Here is an 18,176-nt window from a genome sequence, read left to right as displayed (position 1 = left end):
GCCTATTTTGCTCTCATATCAATTACATAGCGAAATTCCCCAGAGCCATTTGCGAGCTTCTCATATACTTCATCGATTTGCGATGGCGATACTATTATAGTTTCAGGGTAAATTTCATTTTCAAGTGAAAAGTCCATCATCTCTTGAGTCTCTTTGATTCCACCAATTAGCGAACCATAAATCTTTTTACCAGCCTTATGAACTAAATCAATAATGCTTATTTTAGGTGCTATCTTATGCGGAGGAAGCCCAACTATAGCTAACTCACCACCAAATTTAAGTAGATCAATATATGCAGTTGGGTCATATGAAGTTGGTATAGTTGAGATGATAAGATCAAAACGCTCTTTTACTTCATTTATATTAGTCGTTGTATAAAAATTTGTAGCTCCAAGATTTAGGGCTTGATCTTTTTTCTTATCATTTCTAGCAAATACGCTTACTTGTGCGCCCATCTTTATAGCATATTTTAAAGCCATCATTCCAAGACCGCCAAAACCAGCTACTCCAACTTTATCTCCAGCTTTAATTTTAGAAAATTTAAGTGGAGAATATGTAGTAATACCAGCGCAAAGCAAAGGAGCTACCTTGTCTAGTGGTGCATTTGCCTTAACTTTAATAGCAAAATTTTGATTAACTACGATATTATTTGAGTAGCCACCATATGTATTTTTGCCTTCGTGAAAATGATCTTTTGAATTATAGGTATAAACTGTTTGACCACGCTGACAAAATTGCTCTTGGCTATTTTTACACGCTTCGCACTCTTGGCAACTATTTACCATACAGCCTACACCTGCGTAATCTCCAACTTTAAATTTAGTAACATTTTTACCCACTGCGATAACTTGTCCAGCTATCTCATGGCCTGGAACGCACGGATATATAGTTCCACCCCACTCATCTCGTGCCGTATGAATATCGCTATGACAAATACCTGAGTATAAAATCTCAATCAAAATATCACTATCACCTACGCTATGGCGAGTAAATTCAAATTGGCTAAATTTAGAATCCTTTGAAAGCATTGCATAACCCTTAGCCGGAATATTAGCAGTAAAAATATCACTCATTTTATTGTCCTTTAGTTAAGTTAATTAATTTTGATAATTTTATCTAAATTTAGTAAAAATCAGTAACAATATTTATTTTAAGCAAAAACCATCATAACAAAAAGCACAACCCCCTAAATCCATCTAGCCACTAAACATAGATTTTAATATAAATTAGATTATGGGTTATAGTTTTAGAATTTAATTTAGATAATCATACAACTTCCACTTTAAACCTATCACCATTATATATTAAATATAATATAGTTTTATTAGCTAAATATCAATTTAATTTACATCACCTTAGCTTTAAATCTTTACACATAAAATAATAAAACATACAATCAAACTAATATAATAAAAAGTAGCTTTTAACATAGCATAAACTAAATATTATAAAAATATAAAACCCTAGATATAAGAAAAATAATGGCAAATAGATATAAATAGATATAAATAGATATAAATAGATATAAATAGATATAAACCTAAAACATACTAGTAAAACAGATAAAGAATATAAAACATTGATTATATAATAAATATTGATTATAGAATAAAATAAGATATAGAATACAACAAAGCTCGCAGCAACCTACTTTTCCAACATCCCAGTAAGGGAGAGTATCATCGGCCATGATGAGCTTAGCTTCTTGGTTCGAGATGGAGCAAGGCGTTTCCTCATCTGTATAGCCACGAGCAGTGTTAAATAAAACATCATATTAATTATAATATCTTATTTAACACTACTAATGTTAAATAATATTGTTAAAAATCACTGTCTTAATATCAAACAGAACCTATTAAGAATAAAAGTTTATCCTTAACAAGGAAGTGATGCTTATAAGATAAGCAAACGAGCTATTAGTACTGGTCAGCTAAAGGACTCTCATCCATTACACACCCAGCCTATCAAACTAGTAGTCTACTAGAGCTCTTAAAAGAAGATTCATCTTGGAGTTGGCTTCGAGCTTAGATGCTTTCAGCTCTTATCACATCCCAGCTTAGCTACTCAGCGATGCTCTTGGCAGAACAACTGATACACCAGTGGCTGGTTCAACCCGGTCCTCTCGTACTAGGGTCAACTCTCCTCAATCTTCTTACGCCCACGGCAGATAGGGACCGAACTGTCTCACGACGTTCTGAACCCAGCTCGCGTACCGCTTTAAATGGCGAACAGCCATACCCTTGGGACCTGCTCCAGCCCCAGGATGCGATGAGCCGACATCGAGGTGCCAAACCTCCCCGTCGATGTGAGCTCTTGGGGGAGATCAGCCTGTTATCCCCGGGGTACCTTTTATCCTTTGAGCGATGGCCCTTCCACACAGAACCACCGGATCACTAAGACCGACTTTCGTCTCTGCTTGACATGTACGTCTCGCAGTTAAGCTGGCTTATGCCTTTATACTCTACGAACGATTTCCAACCGTTCTGAGCCAACCTTTGTAAGCCTCCGTTACATTTTGGGAGGCGACCGCCCCAGTCAAACTACCCACCAGACATTGTCCTACTTGAGGATAACTCAAGCTAGTTAGCTACCCAAATAAAGAAGAGTGGTATCTCAACAATGGCTCACCATAAACCAGAGTCTATGGATCAAAGCCTCCCACCTATCCTGCGCATCTTTATCCAAATAGCAGTGTCAAGCTGTAGTAAAGGTCCACGGGGTCTTTCCGTCTTGCCGCGGGTAGGAGGAATTTTCACCTCCACTACAATTTCACTGGATCCCTCTTTGAGACAGCTCCCATCTCGTTACGCCATTCATGCAGGTCGGTATTTAACCGACAAGGAATTTCGCTACCTTAGGACCGTTATAGTTACGGCCGCCGTTTACTCGGGCTTCGATCAAGAGCTTCGCTAATGCTAACCCCATCAATTAACCTTCGAGCACCGGGCAGGCGTCACACCCTATACATCCTCTTACGAGTTAGCAGAGTGCTGTGTTTATGGTAAACAGTCGGGAGGGACTCTTTGTTGTAACCTTCAATGCTTTGGGAGTAAATCTTAATACACTGGTAGGCACACCTTATACCGAAGATACGGTGCTATTTTGCAGAGTTCCTTAAAGAGAGTTCTTCCACGCGCCTTAGAATACTCATCCCACCCACCTGTGTCGGTTTACGGTACGGGCAATTATTACTAAACTTAGAAACTTTTCTTGGCTCGATAGTATCATGGATTCTCCATCTACTCCGAAGAGCGTCAAGAGCCTTTGAGGTCTCGGATAGAGAGTTACGGATTTGCCTATAACTCAACCTACGCCCTTAGACTAGCACTTCCATCCGCTAGCTCCACTAACTTTAAGCGTCCTTCCATCGCACATAATAATTGGTATCGGAATATTAACCGATTTTCCATCGCATACCCCTTTCGGACTTTGCTTAGGACCCGACTAACCCTACGATGACGAGCATCGCGTAGGAAACCTTGGGTTTACGGCGCCCAGGATTCTCACCTGAGTTATCGCTACTCATGCCTGCATGCTCACTTCTATCCGCTCCAGCACTCCTTACCGGTATACCTTCAACGCTGAATAGAACGCTCTCCTACCACTTGTAAAAACAAGTCTAAAGCTTCGGTACTCATTTTAGCCCCGTTATATTTTCCGCGCAGAATCACTAGACCAGTGAGCTATTACGCTTTCTTTAAAGGATGGCTGCTTCTAAGCCAACCTCCTGGTTGTTTCAGTAACTCCACATCGTTTTCCACTTAAATGAGATTTAGGGACCTTAGCTGTTAGTCTGGGTTGTTCCCCTCTCGACGACGGATTTTATCACTCGCCGCCTGACTGCTGTGATTACACTTTGCGCATTCGGAGTTTGATAGGGTTTGGTACATTGGTGTATGCCCTAGCCCATTCAGTGCTCTACCTCACAAAGTTACTACACAACGCTATACCTAAATATATTTCGGAGAGAACCAGCTATCACGATGTTTGATTGGCCTTTCACCCCTATCCACAAGTCATCAGGAGCCTTTTCAACGGCCGTCTGTTCGGTCCTCCACTGGCTCTTACACCAGTTTCAACCTGCTCATGGATAGATCACATCGTTTCGGGTCTGCAGCATCTGACTATACGCCCTATTAAGACTCGCTTTCGCTACGGCTCCGGGTTTCCTTAACCTCGCCAGACACCACAACTCGCAGGCTCATTATGCAAAAGGCAGTCCATCACCCTGATAAATCATAGGGCTCTGAATGATTGTAAGCAAATGGTTTCAGGTTCTATTTCACTCTGATCACCTCAGTTCTTTTCACCTTTCCCTCACGGTACTTGTGCACTATCGGTCTAGTAGTAGTATTTAGGGTTGGATAGTGGTCTACCCAGCTTCAGACAGGATTACACGTGTCCCGCCCTACTCAGGATCCTGCTAAGTATAAACGCACTTTCATATACGGGAGTATCACCCTCTACGCTTAAGCTTTCCAGCTTATTCTATTAGTTTGTTTAAGTCTATATTGCAGTCCTACAACCCCACTAGCAAGCTAGTGGTTTGCCCTCTTACGCGTTCGCTCGCCGCTACTAGCGTAATCTCTTTTGATTTCTTTTCCTGTTGGTACTAAGATGTTTCAATTCCCAACGTTCGCTCCGCATTGCGGTAGTATATATCACTATATACTGGGTTGCCCCATTCAGAAATTCCCGGATCAAAGCCCCTTGACGGCTCCCCGAGACTTATCGCAGCCTGGCACGTCTTTCATCGCCTCTACTAGCCAAGGCATCCACCATTTGCTCTTAGTAGCTTACCTTTTTTATTAGATTATTATGTATATTCTAATTCGCATCACTTCCTTGTTAAAGATAAAGTTAAATAGATAAGAATAAAATAGATAATTATAAAGAAGTTATTTAAAACTATTTAAGAATTAATCTCTTAGTTCCTATTTATCTCTATTTAGATTTATAATATTTGAATTTAAATTTAATAAGACGGAAAGCATTAACATACTATTAAGTAAGCTTTAAAAACTTAATAGCTTGTGAAGTTAATATTTATACTCTATATAAACTATATTGGGATAACATAATATAGAGTAGTTGCAATCAAATCAAATTCAAAGCTTTAACAAGTCCTGTAAAATTGTTTTAAATATTAAAACTTGATTGTGACTTTTAACAATGGTAAATTAAATAACTTTAGACTATTTATAAAGTCTAATAAGAAAGTTTAAGCTAAACTCTCTGATTAGGCTTTAATAAATATACTATCTTTATAATAGATTATGGTGGAGAATAGCGGGATCGAACCGCTGACCTCCTGCGTGCAAAGCAGGCGCTCTCCCAGCTGAGCTAATTCCCCTTGTCAATCCCTCAAACCTAAACAAGTGTGATTGAGACTCCTTTGAAGTGATAATTGTGAGATCATCACTTTGTACTCTAGAAAGGAGGTGATCCAACCGCAGGTTCTCCTACGGTTACCTTGTTACGACTTCACCCCAGTCGCTGATTCCACTGTGGACGGTAACTAGTTTAGTATTCCGGCTTCGAGTGAAATCAACTCCCATGGTGTGACGGGCGGTGAGTACAAGACCCGGGAACGTATTCACCGTAGCATGGCTGATCTACGATTACTAGCGATTCCGGCTTCATGCTCTCGAGTTGCAGAGAACAATCCGAACTGGGACATATTTTATAGATTTGCTCCATCTCGCGATATTGCGTCTCATTGTATATGCCATTGTAGCACGTGTGTCGCCCTGGGCATAAGGGCCATGATGACTTGACGTCGTCCACACCTTCCTCCTCCTTACGAAGGCAGTATATTTAGAGTGCTCAGCCGAACTGTTAGCAACTAAATACGTGGGTTGCGCTCGTTGCCGGACTTAACCGAACATCTCACGACACGAGCTGACGACAGCCGTGCAGCACCTGTCACTAAGTTCTAGCAAGCTAGCACCCTCGTATCTCTACAAGGTTCTTAGGATATCAAGCCCAGGTAAGGTTCTTCGCGTATCTTCGAATTAAACCACATGCTCCACCGCTTGTGCGGGTCCCCGTCTATTCCTTTGAGTTTTAATCTTGCGACCGTACTCCCCAGGCGGTATACTTAATCCGTTAGGTGCATTACTGCCATGACTAGCACAGCAACAACTAGTATACATCGTTTAGGGCGTGGACTACCAGGGTATCTAATCCTGTTTGCTCCCCACGCTTTCACGCATTAGCGTCAGTTAAGTTCCAGCAGATCGCCTTCGCAATGGGTATTCCTGGTGATCTCTACGGATTTTACCCCTACACCACCAATTCCATCTGCCTCTCCCTCACTCTAGATTATCAGTTTCTCAAGCAGTTTAATGGTTGAGCCATTAGATTTCACAAAAGACTTGATAATCCGCCTACGCGTCCTTTACGCCCAGTGATTCCGAGTAACGCTTGCACCCTCCGTATTACCGCGGCTGCTGGCACGGAGTTAGCCGGTGCTTATTCGTTAGGTACCGTCATTGTTCTTCCCTAACAAAAGGAGTTTACGCTCCGAAAAGTGTCATCCTCCACGCGGCGTTGCTGCTTCAGGGTTTCCCCCATTGAGCAATATTCCCTACTGCTGCCTCCCGTAGGAGTCTGGACCGTGTCTCAGTTCCAGTGTGACTGATCATCCTCTCAGACCAGTTATGCGTCATAGCCTTGGTGAGCTATTACCTCACCAACTAGCTGATACAATATAGTCTCATCCTACACCGAAAAAACTTTCCCGACTTAACTTGTGTTAAGAAGGAGTATGGAGTATTAGCAGTCATTTCTAACTGTTGTCCTCCAGTGTAGGGCAGATTAACTATACATTACTCACCCGTGCGCCACTAACTCATAAGAGCAAGCTCTTACTTGTCCGTTCGACTTGCATGTATTAGGCACGCCGCCAGCGTTCACTCTGAGCCAGGATCAAACTCTCCATAAAAAATTAAAGTAGATAAACTACTTAAGTATTATGAAGTTTTAATCTAAAAACTTTATATTATGTATATAAGTGTTGAATCTAATATTATATAATATAGATTCTGGCTCAATCGATCACTTGTTTAGATTTCAAAGATTGACTATAAAAGATAGTTTAACATTATATAAATTAAAAAACAAAAACGATAAAGAGATGATTTAACCAAGTTTAAAAGATGGTTAAGGTGTTTCTCAATTCGTGAGCTGGAATTATATAAGAGATATGCTTAAAAGTTGCTTAAATAGGTGGATAAATTTGAGAAATTTTATAAATTTATGAAATTCTTGAATTTTTTCTATTTATTTATTAAAATATGAGAAATTTTGGAGTAAAAGTGGTTAAATTTACGTTATCATCAAATAGTTTTTTAGATGATTATGTGCTTAATTGCGAATTTTCTACTATATGCAAGATCTCAAATGGCGCTTATAAGTTTTGGAAAAATATCGTTGCAGCCTCATATCAAGATTCTAGAACTATATTTTTACATAAAAAATCAATTCCTATAAAATATCAATATGCGCTAAAATCTTGCACAAATTTAGATGGATTTGTGCTTGCTAGTGCATTTTGCTCTTTTACTGGGGTAGCTAGTTCTCATCTAGTAGCTTCTAATGGCTCTAATCTTCATGATATACTTGAGATTAAAATGGTAGATAAATTCAAATTTGTAAATCTTAAAAAACTATATGATGATCTTGGGCTTGCCTACTCTACTTATATTTATATAGAAAAATGCAAGTACTTCTCGCCAACTCCATTTGAAAAGCGTATCAAAATCACTGATACGCTTTGCCTTGGGTATTATTAATATTTGCTTTATGTTCTTTTTTAATTTTAATAACTTCAAATATAAATTTAACATATCCACCTTTATACCAATTTTTGTTAGCTCTTATGAGTGCTTCTCCTAGTTTGTAACTTAGGTGGTTTTTGGTTTTTAGAGCTTTTTGGTAGTTTATTTCTAAGTTATTTATCTTATCTTGCAATAATTTTATCTGCTCTTGTGGTGTTGGTTGTAAAGAAGATTGCGAAGTTGGCTTAGTTATTAAAATTTGTTGTTTGCTTCTTTGAATTAACTCTTCAAACTGCATCTTTTTAGGGTCAAATGGCTTTATTATCCGTTTTATAATTCTATCTTCTAATTCATCTAAATAGTAATTTATATCTTTTTTTGGATCTATGTTATCAAAATCTGCAAAATGATATTCCCACCATTTTAACTCTAAAAGTCTTTTAATAGTCAATTCATCAAAGCGGTATTTAAGTATTCTAGCAGGACTTCCACCTACGATAGCATATGGGGGCACATCTTTTGTCACAATAGCATTTTGAGCAACTACACATCCTGTATGTAATGTAATTCCAGGCTTTAATAGAGCATTAGTGCAAACATATACATCGTTTTCAAAAATTGTTGGTGGTGATGGCGGAATAAGCATTCCGTATGGAGTATGAGTATAAGATTTTTTGATACGCTCTATACTGGCATCTTTAAAAATATAAAAATTTGAATCATATATAAAAGATGATGTTGAGATAGCATCTAAAGGATGCTTTCCAGCAATAAAACTTAAACCATTTGCAATAGAACAATATCGTCCCATTTTTATATCTAATCTTGGAATAATTGCATTTGAATAGCTAAAACTACCCATTTGACAAGCATTATTACCTTTATTTATAGTAGAATACTCTTCCATAAATCCTGTATCTGGCACATTTATTATTTCATCATCTTTATAGCGACAAACTTTACCATTTGGATAGCTCATTAAGACATTAAATTCTTCCAAATACTCTCTAACAAACTTATTTACCTTAATCTTCATTTTCTACTTTTTGCTTTCTTAAATTTGATTTGCAAACGGTAGGTTATCAAAAAAAAAAAAAAAAACGAGATTAGAAAAATATATTAATTATTTTATTTAAAATTAAATTAATTATTAGAAATTTTTTATGGCTTGAATTTAGAGTTTATGTATAATAGATATATTTTAAAAAATTTATAAAAATAAAATTTGAAATATACTACGCCAAAAGCGTAGTATATTAATCAAATATTTCACTATCATCAGAATTTAATAAGGTAGCTTTGACTATACCTATGCTAGCGCCATCCATTTTGATAACTTCATATAGACAATTTTGATCTTCAATGGTATCACCTACAACTGGCAATCTCTCAAATAGATTAAACACATAACCTCCAATTGTAAGCTGCTCGGTCTCCTCATTAAAGCGAATACCCATAATCTCTTCAACTGATTCTATCTCAAATCTTCCGTTAAATTCATAAATATCATCAGAGATTTTTTTATAACTTTGATCTTTGTCATCATGCTCATCATTGATATCGCCTACAATCTCTTCTATAATATCCTCCATTGTAAGCAAACCTGCAGTGCCGCCATACTCATCAACTACAAGCGCAGCTGAAATTCTATCTTTATTCATCATTACTAGAATTTTAGAAATTGAGCTATTTTCTGGTACGATAATAAGCTTTCTTACAATTTTATCTAGATTTTCTATATTTCCATCTAAATCATTTTGCAAAATATCTCTAATATGTATCATACCCAAAACACTATCTTTGCTTCCATCGATATATGGGAATCTAGTATATTTGCTTTGAGCCACAATCTTCATATTCTCTTCAAAGCTTAGCTTTTTATTTAGACAAATTACATCTTTACGAGGCGTCATAATCTCTTTGGCTACCGTATCGCTAAAATCAACGGCGTTTTTGATAATCTCGCTTTCCATACTATCAAGCACGCCACCTTTTAAACTCTCGCCTACTATGATTTTAATCTCCTCTTCAGAATGCGCTAACTCACTCTCTCTAGCTGGTCTAATGCCAATAAGCTTTAAAAACATAGCTGCAATAAAATCAAAAGTACGAATAACAGGAAAAAATATAATCCAAAAAAAGTATAATGGTCTAGCGATTAAAAGCGCTGCTTGTTCAGCCTTGGCGATGGCTACTGATTTTGGCACTAATTCACCAAGTACAACATGTAAAAGAGTAATAAAACTAAAAGCTATAATAAATGAAATTGTATGTAAGGTAGTTTCACTATCAATACCAAAAGCAGATTTAAGTGGTTCTTGGATTATATCGGCTACAGCTGGCTCGCCAATCCAACCAAGTGCTAGAGAGCTAAGCGTAATCCCAAGCTGAGTAGCACTAAGATAAGTATCAAGAGAATTTGACATTCTTAGAGCGAGCTTGGCATTTGGGCGTTTTTCCTTTACAAGCTCCTCTAAGCGTGATCTTCTAACTTTAACAATACAAAATTCAGACAAAACAAAAAAGCCGTTTAAAAATATAAAAACAGCCGCCAAAAATATCATAAAAATGGGGTAACTATCCAAGCTATTTCCTTAAAAATTTAAAATAAAATGGCTTAATTATATCATAAATTTTTAAAAAATTAATTTAATTTTTTAAATTTGATTTTACTCCTAAAAGCTCATTTATCTCATCATCTGGCTTATACTCAAATCCTCCGCCAAATGCTTTAAATACAGCTACAACGCTATTTGCAGCTTCTAAATTTGCACTTGATAAACTAAGCTTGGCTGATAGTAAATTTCTTTGAGAATCTAAAAGTTCTAAATGGCTACTATATCCAGCATCATAGCGATTTTTGGCTATATCATAGACCTTTTGTTGGCTTGCGACTAAATTAGCAGTGCTTGTTGCTTTTATAATAGAATTTTTTCTACCATCAAGTGCAGTTCTAATCTCGCCAAAAGCGCTCTTGACTGCTTTATCATAGGCTAAAAATGAAGCATTTTGTTCTAAATTTGCAAGCTCTACATTATTATACACACGGCCAAAATCAAGCAATGGAGCAATTAAACTACCGCCTATATTCCATACAGATCTATTAGAACTAATCAACTCATCAAGCTCATTGCTAGTATATCCAAATAGTCCTGTAATAGATATTTGAGGCAACCACTGCGTTCTAGCCACTCCGATTAAATAATTACTTGATCTTAATCTCTCAATTGCACTAGCAATATCAGCTCTTTTTAGTAATATTTCTGAGCTTATACCACTTGGCACATCTGGCAAGGTCGGTAAATTACTAGCAGTATCTACATTTGCATATAAAATTTCATCTAAGCTTTCGCCAACTAATATAGCTAATGCTGAGTTTGCTTGTGAAATTTCTATTTGCAATTGAGCCAATTGAGCTTTAGCTCCATCAGCAGCAGCCACAGTTTGAGCATAAACTAACTCATCTATCTCGCCAGATTCTAGCTGAACGGCTCTATATTCTACACTTTTAATGTATGAATCTAGCGTATCTTGTAATATTTTTTCTTGTTCTTTTAAAGAAATAAGTAAAAAATATGAATTTGCTACACTGCTTGCTAAACTAATCCTTGCACTTTCATAGTCAAATTTAGTCGCATTATATATAGCTTCGCTAGCATTGGCTTTATTTCTTACTCTACCCCATAAATCCAACTCATAGCTTAATACTGCACTAAGAGAGAATTGTTCAACAGTAGGATTATTATAGCCTTTATCGCTCTTGCTAGCTTCGCCTTGCAAAGATATATTTGGTAAATACTCTATTCTATCAAGTCTTAGACTAACTCTAGCTTTTTCTATATTGTTTAGCGCTATTAATAAATCACTATTATTTTTTAAAGATTTTTGGATTAGAGCATTTAGCTTTTCATCACCAAAACTCTCCCACCACTTTTCACTCACACTATAAACATCCATTTGATATCTATACTCTTGCTGTATCTCAATCATATCAGGGCGAAGAGAGCAGCCGCCAATCAGTGCTGCTATCAAAATCGTTATAATCTTATTCATCTTCAACTCCAAATTTAGCTCTTTTGCTATCTAGCCACTCATTAAAACTCTCTAATATGTAAAAAAAGAGTGGAACGAAGAATATGGCAATTGTAGTAGCTGCTATCATCCCGCCAATTACTCCAGTTCCAAGTGCATGGCGTGATGCAGCACCTGCTCCAGTAGCAATTGCCATAGGTAAAACGCCCAATGTAAAGGCAAGCGATGTCATAACAATTGGTCTAAATCTCATCTTTGAAGCATTAATTGCAGCCTCTTTAATGCTCTTTCCTCCAATATGCTCTTGCATCGCAAACTCAACGATCAAAATTGCATTTTTGGCTGCTAAGCCTATTAAAAGAAGTAACCCAATCTCAAAATAAACATCGTTGCTAAGCCCTCTTAAATATGTAAATGCTAACGCTCCAAATACCGAAAATGGTACAGCCGTTACAACTGCTAGTGGCATTAGCCATCTCTCATACTGCGCTGCAAGAATCAAAAATACAAATATAAGTCCAAACACAAAGGCTTGAGTACCCTTACCAGTGCTGCTAACTTCTTGATATGCTGAGCCTGCCCAGCCTATATTATACTCTTTACCAAGCTCCTCTTTAATGATTCTTTCAATCTCTTTAATAGAATCACCTGAAGTGTATCCAGGTCTTGGCTCACCCATAATCTTAGCCGCTGGGAAACCATTAAACCTATCTACATTATCAGGCCCCAAACCTCTTGTAAGAGTCATAATAGAATCTAATGGCACTAAATCGCCACTTCTACTACGCACATAAAGCAACCCTAAATCCTCAGGCGAATCTCTATAACTCTCATATGCTCTAATATTTACTTTATATGTTTTACCAAGAATATTAAAATCATTTACATAATACTGACCGATAGTTGAATTTATCGTATCAAATATATCACTAAATGAGATTCCCATCATCTTGATTTTCTCTCTATCTAAAGTTAAATTATATAGAGGGAAATTTGTATCTAGCGTAGTTCTAACTTGAGTTAAAACCGGACTTTGATTTGCTTTAGCCACAACTCTTTGCACATCAGCTTCTATTTGGTTATAGTTTTTACCTGTGATATTTTGCGCATAAAGCTCAAATCCTCCAGTCATTGATAATCCCATAATAGGAGGCGGAGTCGTAACAAAGGCTAATGAGTTTCTATCAGAACCATATAGAGTTCCCATAAACTGCCCTGCTATTGTCGCAGCTTCATTCTCTTTACCTGGACGCTCATCCCACGGCTGAAGTGTGATAAACATCATACCAGCATTTTCTCTAAGCGATCCAGCCATCATATCATAGCCTGTTAGTGTAGTAACGCTTTTTACATTTGGATTTTTAGATACTATACTCTCTATAAACGCGGCATCTTCAAGCGTTCTAGGTAGAGTTGATGCTGGAGGTAGATTGATAATAGTTAATACACTACCTTTATCCTCAGCTGGTACAAGCCCACTAGGAATAACCTTAAATAGCTCAATCATCATAAATATAATAATCGCTACACTAATCAAACTAATAACAACATGGCGTAAAATCTTAGCTACACCAGCAGAGAAAATCCTAGTCGAAAAATCAAAAAATTCATTAAATTTACGGACAAACCAAAATGGCGGTTTCTCTTTTTTGCGTAAAATTATTGCACAAAGCGCAGGTGTAAGAGTAAGTGCTACTAACCCAGAAATACATACAGAGACAACTAGTGTAAGTGCAAACTGCTTTTGTATAACCCCAACAAACCCTTCCATAAATGAAACTGGAATAAATACCGCTGAAAGAACTAGTACAATAGAGATAACAGGCGCCATAATCTCATCCATGGCTTTCATCGTAGCCTCTTTAACGCTTAAATTTGGCTCTTCATGAAGTATCCGCTCAACATTTTCTATAACAATAATAGCATCATCAACGACAATTCCAATTGCTAAAATAAGTGCAAAAAGTGTAATTAAATTTACCGAAAATCCCATTACATAAATTCCAGCAAACGCACCTAAAATTGATACTGGAACAGTAAGCAGTGGAATAAATGTAGCCCTAATATTTCCAAGGAACATATAAATAACAATTATAACTAAAATAATAGCCTCTATAAAAGTCTTAACAACCTCATCAATTGAAACTTGAACAAACTCAGTCGTATCATATGCTATTCTATAAGTCATATCTCCTGGAAAATTATCTTTTAACTCTTCAACTCTGGCTTGAACTGCTTGGGCGGTTTCTAAAGCGTTGGCTCCACTTTGTAAAAATATAAGTACTGGAATCATACTACCGCCATTAAAGCGTCCAGAAAATGCATAACTTTGAGCTCCAAGCTCAACATTAGCAACATCTTTTAACCTAATAATATTTCCGTTTAAATCAGCTCTAATTATAATATCTTCAAATTCGCTAATTTGAGTTAGTCTTCCTTCTGGCTTAATAGAATATACATATGGATTTCCAGTAGCCATAGGTTGTTCACCTATCTTTCCAGCTGCATATTGTGAGTTTTGTTCTTGGATAGCATAAATTACTTCATTAACAGTCATATCATAATGCTTTAATAAATCTGGCTTTATCCATACTCTCATAGAGTACTCTTTATTACCAATTACAACAGCATCACCTACACCCTTAACGCGTTTTAACTCATCAGCTACATTGATACTTACATAATTAGATAGTTCAGTATCGTTCATCTTTTTACTTGGGTCATAAAAAGCTAGAACCTCTAAGATATTACTACTTCTTTCATCTACTTTTACACCGACTCTGCGAACCTCTTCTGGAAGTTTTGATAAAATTGGACTTACTCTATTATTTACATTTACTGAAGCAGTTTGAGGATCTGTGCCAATCTCAAAGAAAATATTTAAGCTCATTGTACCAGCTGAACTTGATGTACTTTGCATATATATCATATCATCAACGCCATTTATAGCCTCTTCTAATGGAGCTGCAACTGCACTTGCGATAGTTTGAGCATCTGCGCCACTATATGTAGCTTGCACCACAATTTGTGGTGGCGTAAGCTGTGGATACTCCTCTATAGCAGCATTTTTAAGACCGATAAGACCTGCTAAAACTATAATAATAGATATTACGCAGGCAAAAACTGGACGATTGATAAAAAATTTAGAAAACATCTACTCGCCTTTTGTTTCTACTATTTGGACTGGTGAGCCATCTTGAATCTTTTTAAAATTATCCAAAATCACCTTATCTCCATCTTTTAATCCACTTGATACAACCACGCTAACGGCATCTTGAGATGCTATTTTAATAGCTCTTTTTGATACTTTGCCATTTTCTACTACATATACAAATGGATTTACTAAATCTTGCAATACTGCAATTTGCGGGATTTTAAATCCATCTTTTTGATAAAATCCATATACTTTTACAGCAGCAAATACGCCTGGGCGAATTTGAGTTTGGTTATTATCAAATTTAGCTTTTGCTTTTACAGTTCCACTTTTTGAATCTACTACACTATCAAGAAAGCTTATAGTTCCATTATACTCATTACCATCAGCTAACTTTATCTGCACGGTTGAATGTAGCTGTTTCCACTGACCGCTTTTGCTTTTTTCATCAATATCAAGCCTATCGCGATCTGATATTCCAAATTCAACAAATATTGGATTTAGTTTTGTGATTCGAACTAAATCATTATCAGTAGTGCTAACATATGAACCAACATCTTTAAGTGTATCGCCAATAACTCCATCAAATGGTGCAGTCACCACAGAGTAATCTAAATCAATTTTAGCGTTATTTAAATTTGCTAAAGCTGAGCCGTATGCGCTACTAGCTGCGTCAAATTCCTTAGCCGATATTGCATTTTTAGCTTTTAGATTTACTGCTCTATCATATTGAGCTTTAGCGTTTTTAAAATTTGCTAATCTATCATTATAGATTGCTCTATATTTTGATTCATCAATTTGATATAATTTATCACCTTGCTTAACCATACTACCTGGGGTAAAAAACTGCTTCTCAATAGAGCCAGATACCTTGCCTTTGATTATTACATCCATTTCGCTTACAACTTGGCCGTTAAATTCAAGATTAATAGGAATATCGCCCATTTTTGCCACAGTTACGCTTACTGGAAGTGCTTGAGCTGCTTGTGGAGCATTGCTTTTTTTGCTATCGCTACAACCTACTATCATCAAAGCAGCAAAGCCAAGAGTTAAAAATTTGCCAAATTTATTCATAATAATAACCTTTCAAATTGTGTATTTGAACTGAATTAAATTTTGATATTTTACAAAAATTTTGTTAAGAAAAAATTAATATGCTAAATTATTTTTGATATTCATTATCTAAAAGGAGAGCAATTAGTCTCCTTTTAGGTGAATTTATTTTGATTGTATAGCCTTTTCTAATTCAATCTGTTTAGGATACACAAAGATGGTTTTGCGATCAACACTAATTGTCTCTTTAGCATCTTTAGCATATGCATTAATTGTAATATCTATTGGAGTATCTCGTCTTGTATCATCTACTAATGTTTGAGTTGTGCTAAGCACTACAATTACTTTTTTCTTTCCACCAGCTTTTAATGTAATTGACTTAAGCGGTCTATCGATTTTAATTCTAGTTTCATTAACATCAAAATAGTATGAATGCTCAACATTATCAGTATTTTGTATTAAAAATGTATATGCATTTTGCACTTTTGGTGTATTATCATCAAGCACCTTAATACTATAAAGTTGAGTAGCTCTATTTATATTTAATAGCATATGCTCTTTTTTGGTTGTCATTAGTCCTAGCGCAATCACAGCAATAGATAATGCAACCATATAGCCAATTGTTCTAAATCTAAAATATTTAACCTTGCTTTTAGTTTTAATAGCCTTAGCACTAGTCCAATTAATTAAGCTCTCTTTGCCTAGTTTGCCCATTACCTCGCTACAAGCATCGCTACATTCAAGACAGTTGATACACTCAAGTTGCATACCTTTTCTAATATCTATATGAGTTGGGCATACTCTTACACATGCCTCACAACCTATACACTCAGCACCTGGAGTAGTTGGCTTTTTACCTAATTTTGTATGTCCATCATATAATTTACCACCACGATTTTCATCATAAATCACCTGAATTGTATCATTGTCAAACATAACGCTTTGTACTCTAGCATACGGGCAAACATATATACAAAAATTCTCAGCCAAATATACCACATCAAAAACTAAAAATGTTGTAATACCTATTAAAATTCCAACTAAAAGCTTATGCTCGGCTGGATTAGCAAGATAGGTAAAAAAATCCTCAGGTGGTACAAAATACCACATAAAATTACTAGCAGCTACAAATGCAAGAGCTGCCCAAATAATTACTGAGATAGTTTTTTTGATTATATTTTCGTCAAATTCTTTTTGTTTATCTTTGATATTTTTGCGAATTTTAAGGATTTTAGTGCAAATTAAATCCCTATAAATTACACGAAAAATTGTCTGCGGACAGGTCCATCCACACCAAACCCTACCACCTAAAGTAGTCATAAAAAATATACTTAAAAACAAAATAATAAGCAAAAACGGCATTAAATATAGCTCTTGCATATCAAATGAAGTAAAGAGTAGATGTAACTGTTTTTTATCAAAACTTAGCAAAAATAGATGATTGCCATTAATGCGAATAAATGGAAGCACCAAAGCAATCAAAGTAACAATAGCATACACGCTATAACGGCGTTTAGTGTAATGCGTAGGCTTACAAGACATTTGTTATTCCTTGTGTGATTTTATTGTTGATTATATAACTTCTTATTTTAAAATATGGTTAAATAAGATTATTTTATAATTATAAAATATAAATTTAAGTTAAATTTAGATATAATCTGCACTCAAAAATTTCAACGAAAGGTGGTGAGGATCGTGCCAGGAGTTAAGGTACATCCAAATGAGTCTTTTGATGAAGCATATAGACGCTTTAAAAAACAAACTGACCGTAACTTAGTAGTTACTGAAGTTCGTGCTAGACGCTTTTTTGAGCCTATGACTGAAATTCGTAAAAAACAAAAAATCTCAGCTCGTAAAAAAATGCTTAAAAGACTTTATATGCTTAGACGCTATGAGTCAAAACTCTAATACCATAAAGATCGCTTCGGCGGTCTTTTCTTATTTAAACAATCCATATAAATTAAAACTTTAATATATTTTTTATAATTCATGGCGGACAGAGAGGGATTTGAACCCCCGAAGGCTTGCACCTTACACGCGTTCCAGGCGTGCTCCTTCAACCACTCGGACATCTGCCCATAAAACAATAAAAAATATAATATTGATTAAAAAACTAAATAAAACACTCACTCAAAAGAGTGAGTGTTTTTACAAAA

9 protein-coding genes, 2 tRNA genes and 3 rRNA genes are annotated in these 18,176 nt (G+C 36.0%); 2 read left to right on the top strand and 12 right to left on the bottom strand.

Annotation, left to right across the window (positions count from 1 at the left end; all coding sequences use genetic code 11):
- Positions 1-2 precede the first annotated feature (2 nt).
- The 5 genes from CVIC12175_RS00505 to CVIC12175_RS00485 form a co-directional block, all read right to left on the bottom strand.
- Complete coding sequence (locus CVIC12175_RS00505; RefSeq protein ID WP_086315742.1) at positions 3-1,073, bottom strand: NAD(P)-dependent alcohol dehydrogenase; 1,071 nt, start codon at positions 1,071-1,073, stop codon at positions 3-5.
- A 561-nt stretch (positions 1,074-1,634) separates the two neighbouring features.
- Positions 1,635-1,753: ribosomal RNA gene (gene rrf / locus CVIC12175_RS00500) — 5S ribosomal RNA — on the bottom strand.
- A gap of 143 nt (positions 1,754-1,896) precedes the next feature.
- Positions 1,897-4,802, bottom strand: a 23S ribosomal RNA gene (locus CVIC12175_RS00495).
- A gap of 475 nt (positions 4,803-5,277) precedes the next feature.
- Positions 5,278-5,353, bottom strand: a tRNA-Ala gene (locus tag CVIC12175_RS00490).
- An 81-nt stretch (positions 5,354-5,434) separates the two neighbouring features.
- Positions 5,435-6,946: ribosomal RNA gene (locus CVIC12175_RS00485) — 16S ribosomal RNA — on the bottom strand.
- Together the 16S, 23S and 5S rRNA genes with 1 tRNA gene alongside form the textbook arrangement of a ribosomal RNA operon.
- A gap of 373 nt (positions 6,947-7,319) precedes the next feature.
- On the opposite strand from CVIC12175_RS00485, the gene cheQ reads away from it, so the two are divergent.
- The gene (cheQ, locus tag CVIC12175_RS00480; protein ID WP_236861079.1) at positions 7,320-7,796 is read left to right on the top strand and encodes a cheVAW transcriptional regulator CheQ; all 477 of its coding nucleotides are present in this window, start codon (positions 7,320-7,322) and stop codon (positions 7,794-7,796) included.
- On the opposite strand, the gene CVIC12175_RS00475 is transcribed toward cheQ, so the two are convergent.
- The 6 genes from CVIC12175_RS00475 to ccoG form a co-directional block, all read right to left on the bottom strand.
- Positions 7,765-8,817, bottom strand: a complete 1,053-nt coding sequence (locus CVIC12175_RS00475) for a CatB-related O-acetyltransferase (protein ID WP_086315741.1) — start codon at positions 8,815-8,817, stop codon at positions 7,765-7,767. The genes cheQ and CVIC12175_RS00475 overlap by 32 nt on opposite strands.
- Positions 8,818-9,037: 220 nt before the next feature.
- Positions 9,038-10,345 carry a hemolysin family protein gene (locus CVIC12175_RS00470; RefSeq protein ID WP_086249226.1) on the bottom strand — a complete coding sequence of 436 codons (1,308 nt, stop codon included), beginning with the start codon at positions 10,343-10,345 and terminating at the stop codon, positions 9,038-9,040.
- Between the two features lie 85 nt (positions 10,346-10,430).
- Positions 10,431-11,834 (bottom strand): efflux transporter outer membrane subunit, encoded by a 1,404-nt coding sequence (locus CVIC12175_RS00465; protein ID WP_086302959.1) that lies wholly within the window; start codon positions 11,832-11,834, stop codon positions 10,431-10,433.
- Entirely contained in the window at positions 11,827-14,967 is a 3,141-nt protein-coding gene (locus CVIC12175_RS00460; protein WP_086302960.1) for an efflux RND transporter permease subunit, read from the bottom strand. The genes CVIC12175_RS00465 and CVIC12175_RS00460 overlap by 8 nt, the downstream gene beginning before the upstream one ends.
- Positions 14,968-16,041 carry an efflux RND transporter periplasmic adaptor subunit gene (locus CVIC12175_RS00455; protein ID WP_086302963.1) on the bottom strand — a complete coding sequence of 358 codons (1,074 nt, stop codon included), beginning with the start codon at positions 16,039-16,041 and terminating at the stop codon, positions 14,968-14,970.
- A 144-nt stretch (positions 16,042-16,185) separates the two neighbouring features.
- Complete coding sequence (ccoG, locus tag CVIC12175_RS00450; RefSeq protein WP_086315740.1) at positions 16,186-17,562, bottom strand: cytochrome c oxidase accessory protein CcoG; 1,377 nt, start codon at positions 17,560-17,562, stop codon at positions 16,186-16,188.
- 153 nt (positions 17,563-17,715) lie between these two features.
- Between ccoG and rpsU the strand changes: the two genes are divergently transcribed.
- The gene (gene rpsU / locus CVIC12175_RS00445; protein ID WP_086315739.1) at positions 17,716-17,928 is read left to right on the top strand and encodes a 30S ribosomal protein S21; all 213 of its coding nucleotides are present in this window, start codon (positions 17,716-17,718) and stop codon (positions 17,926-17,928) included.
- Positions 17,929-18,010: 82 nt separating this feature from the next.
- On the opposite strand, the gene CVIC12175_RS00440 is transcribed toward rpsU, so the two are convergent.
- Positions 18,011-18,098: transfer RNA gene (locus CVIC12175_RS00440), tRNA-Ser, on the bottom strand.
- Positions 18,099-18,176 lie beyond the last annotated feature (78 nt).

The organism is Campylobacter vicugnae (genome assembly GCF_002139875.1).
GTDB lineage: Bacteria > Campylobacterota > Campylobacteria > Campylobacterales > Campylobacteraceae > Campylobacter > Campylobacter vicugnae.
Note: the sequence above shows the minus strand (reverse complement) of the source record. Positions and strands in the feature narration are given on the sequence as shown.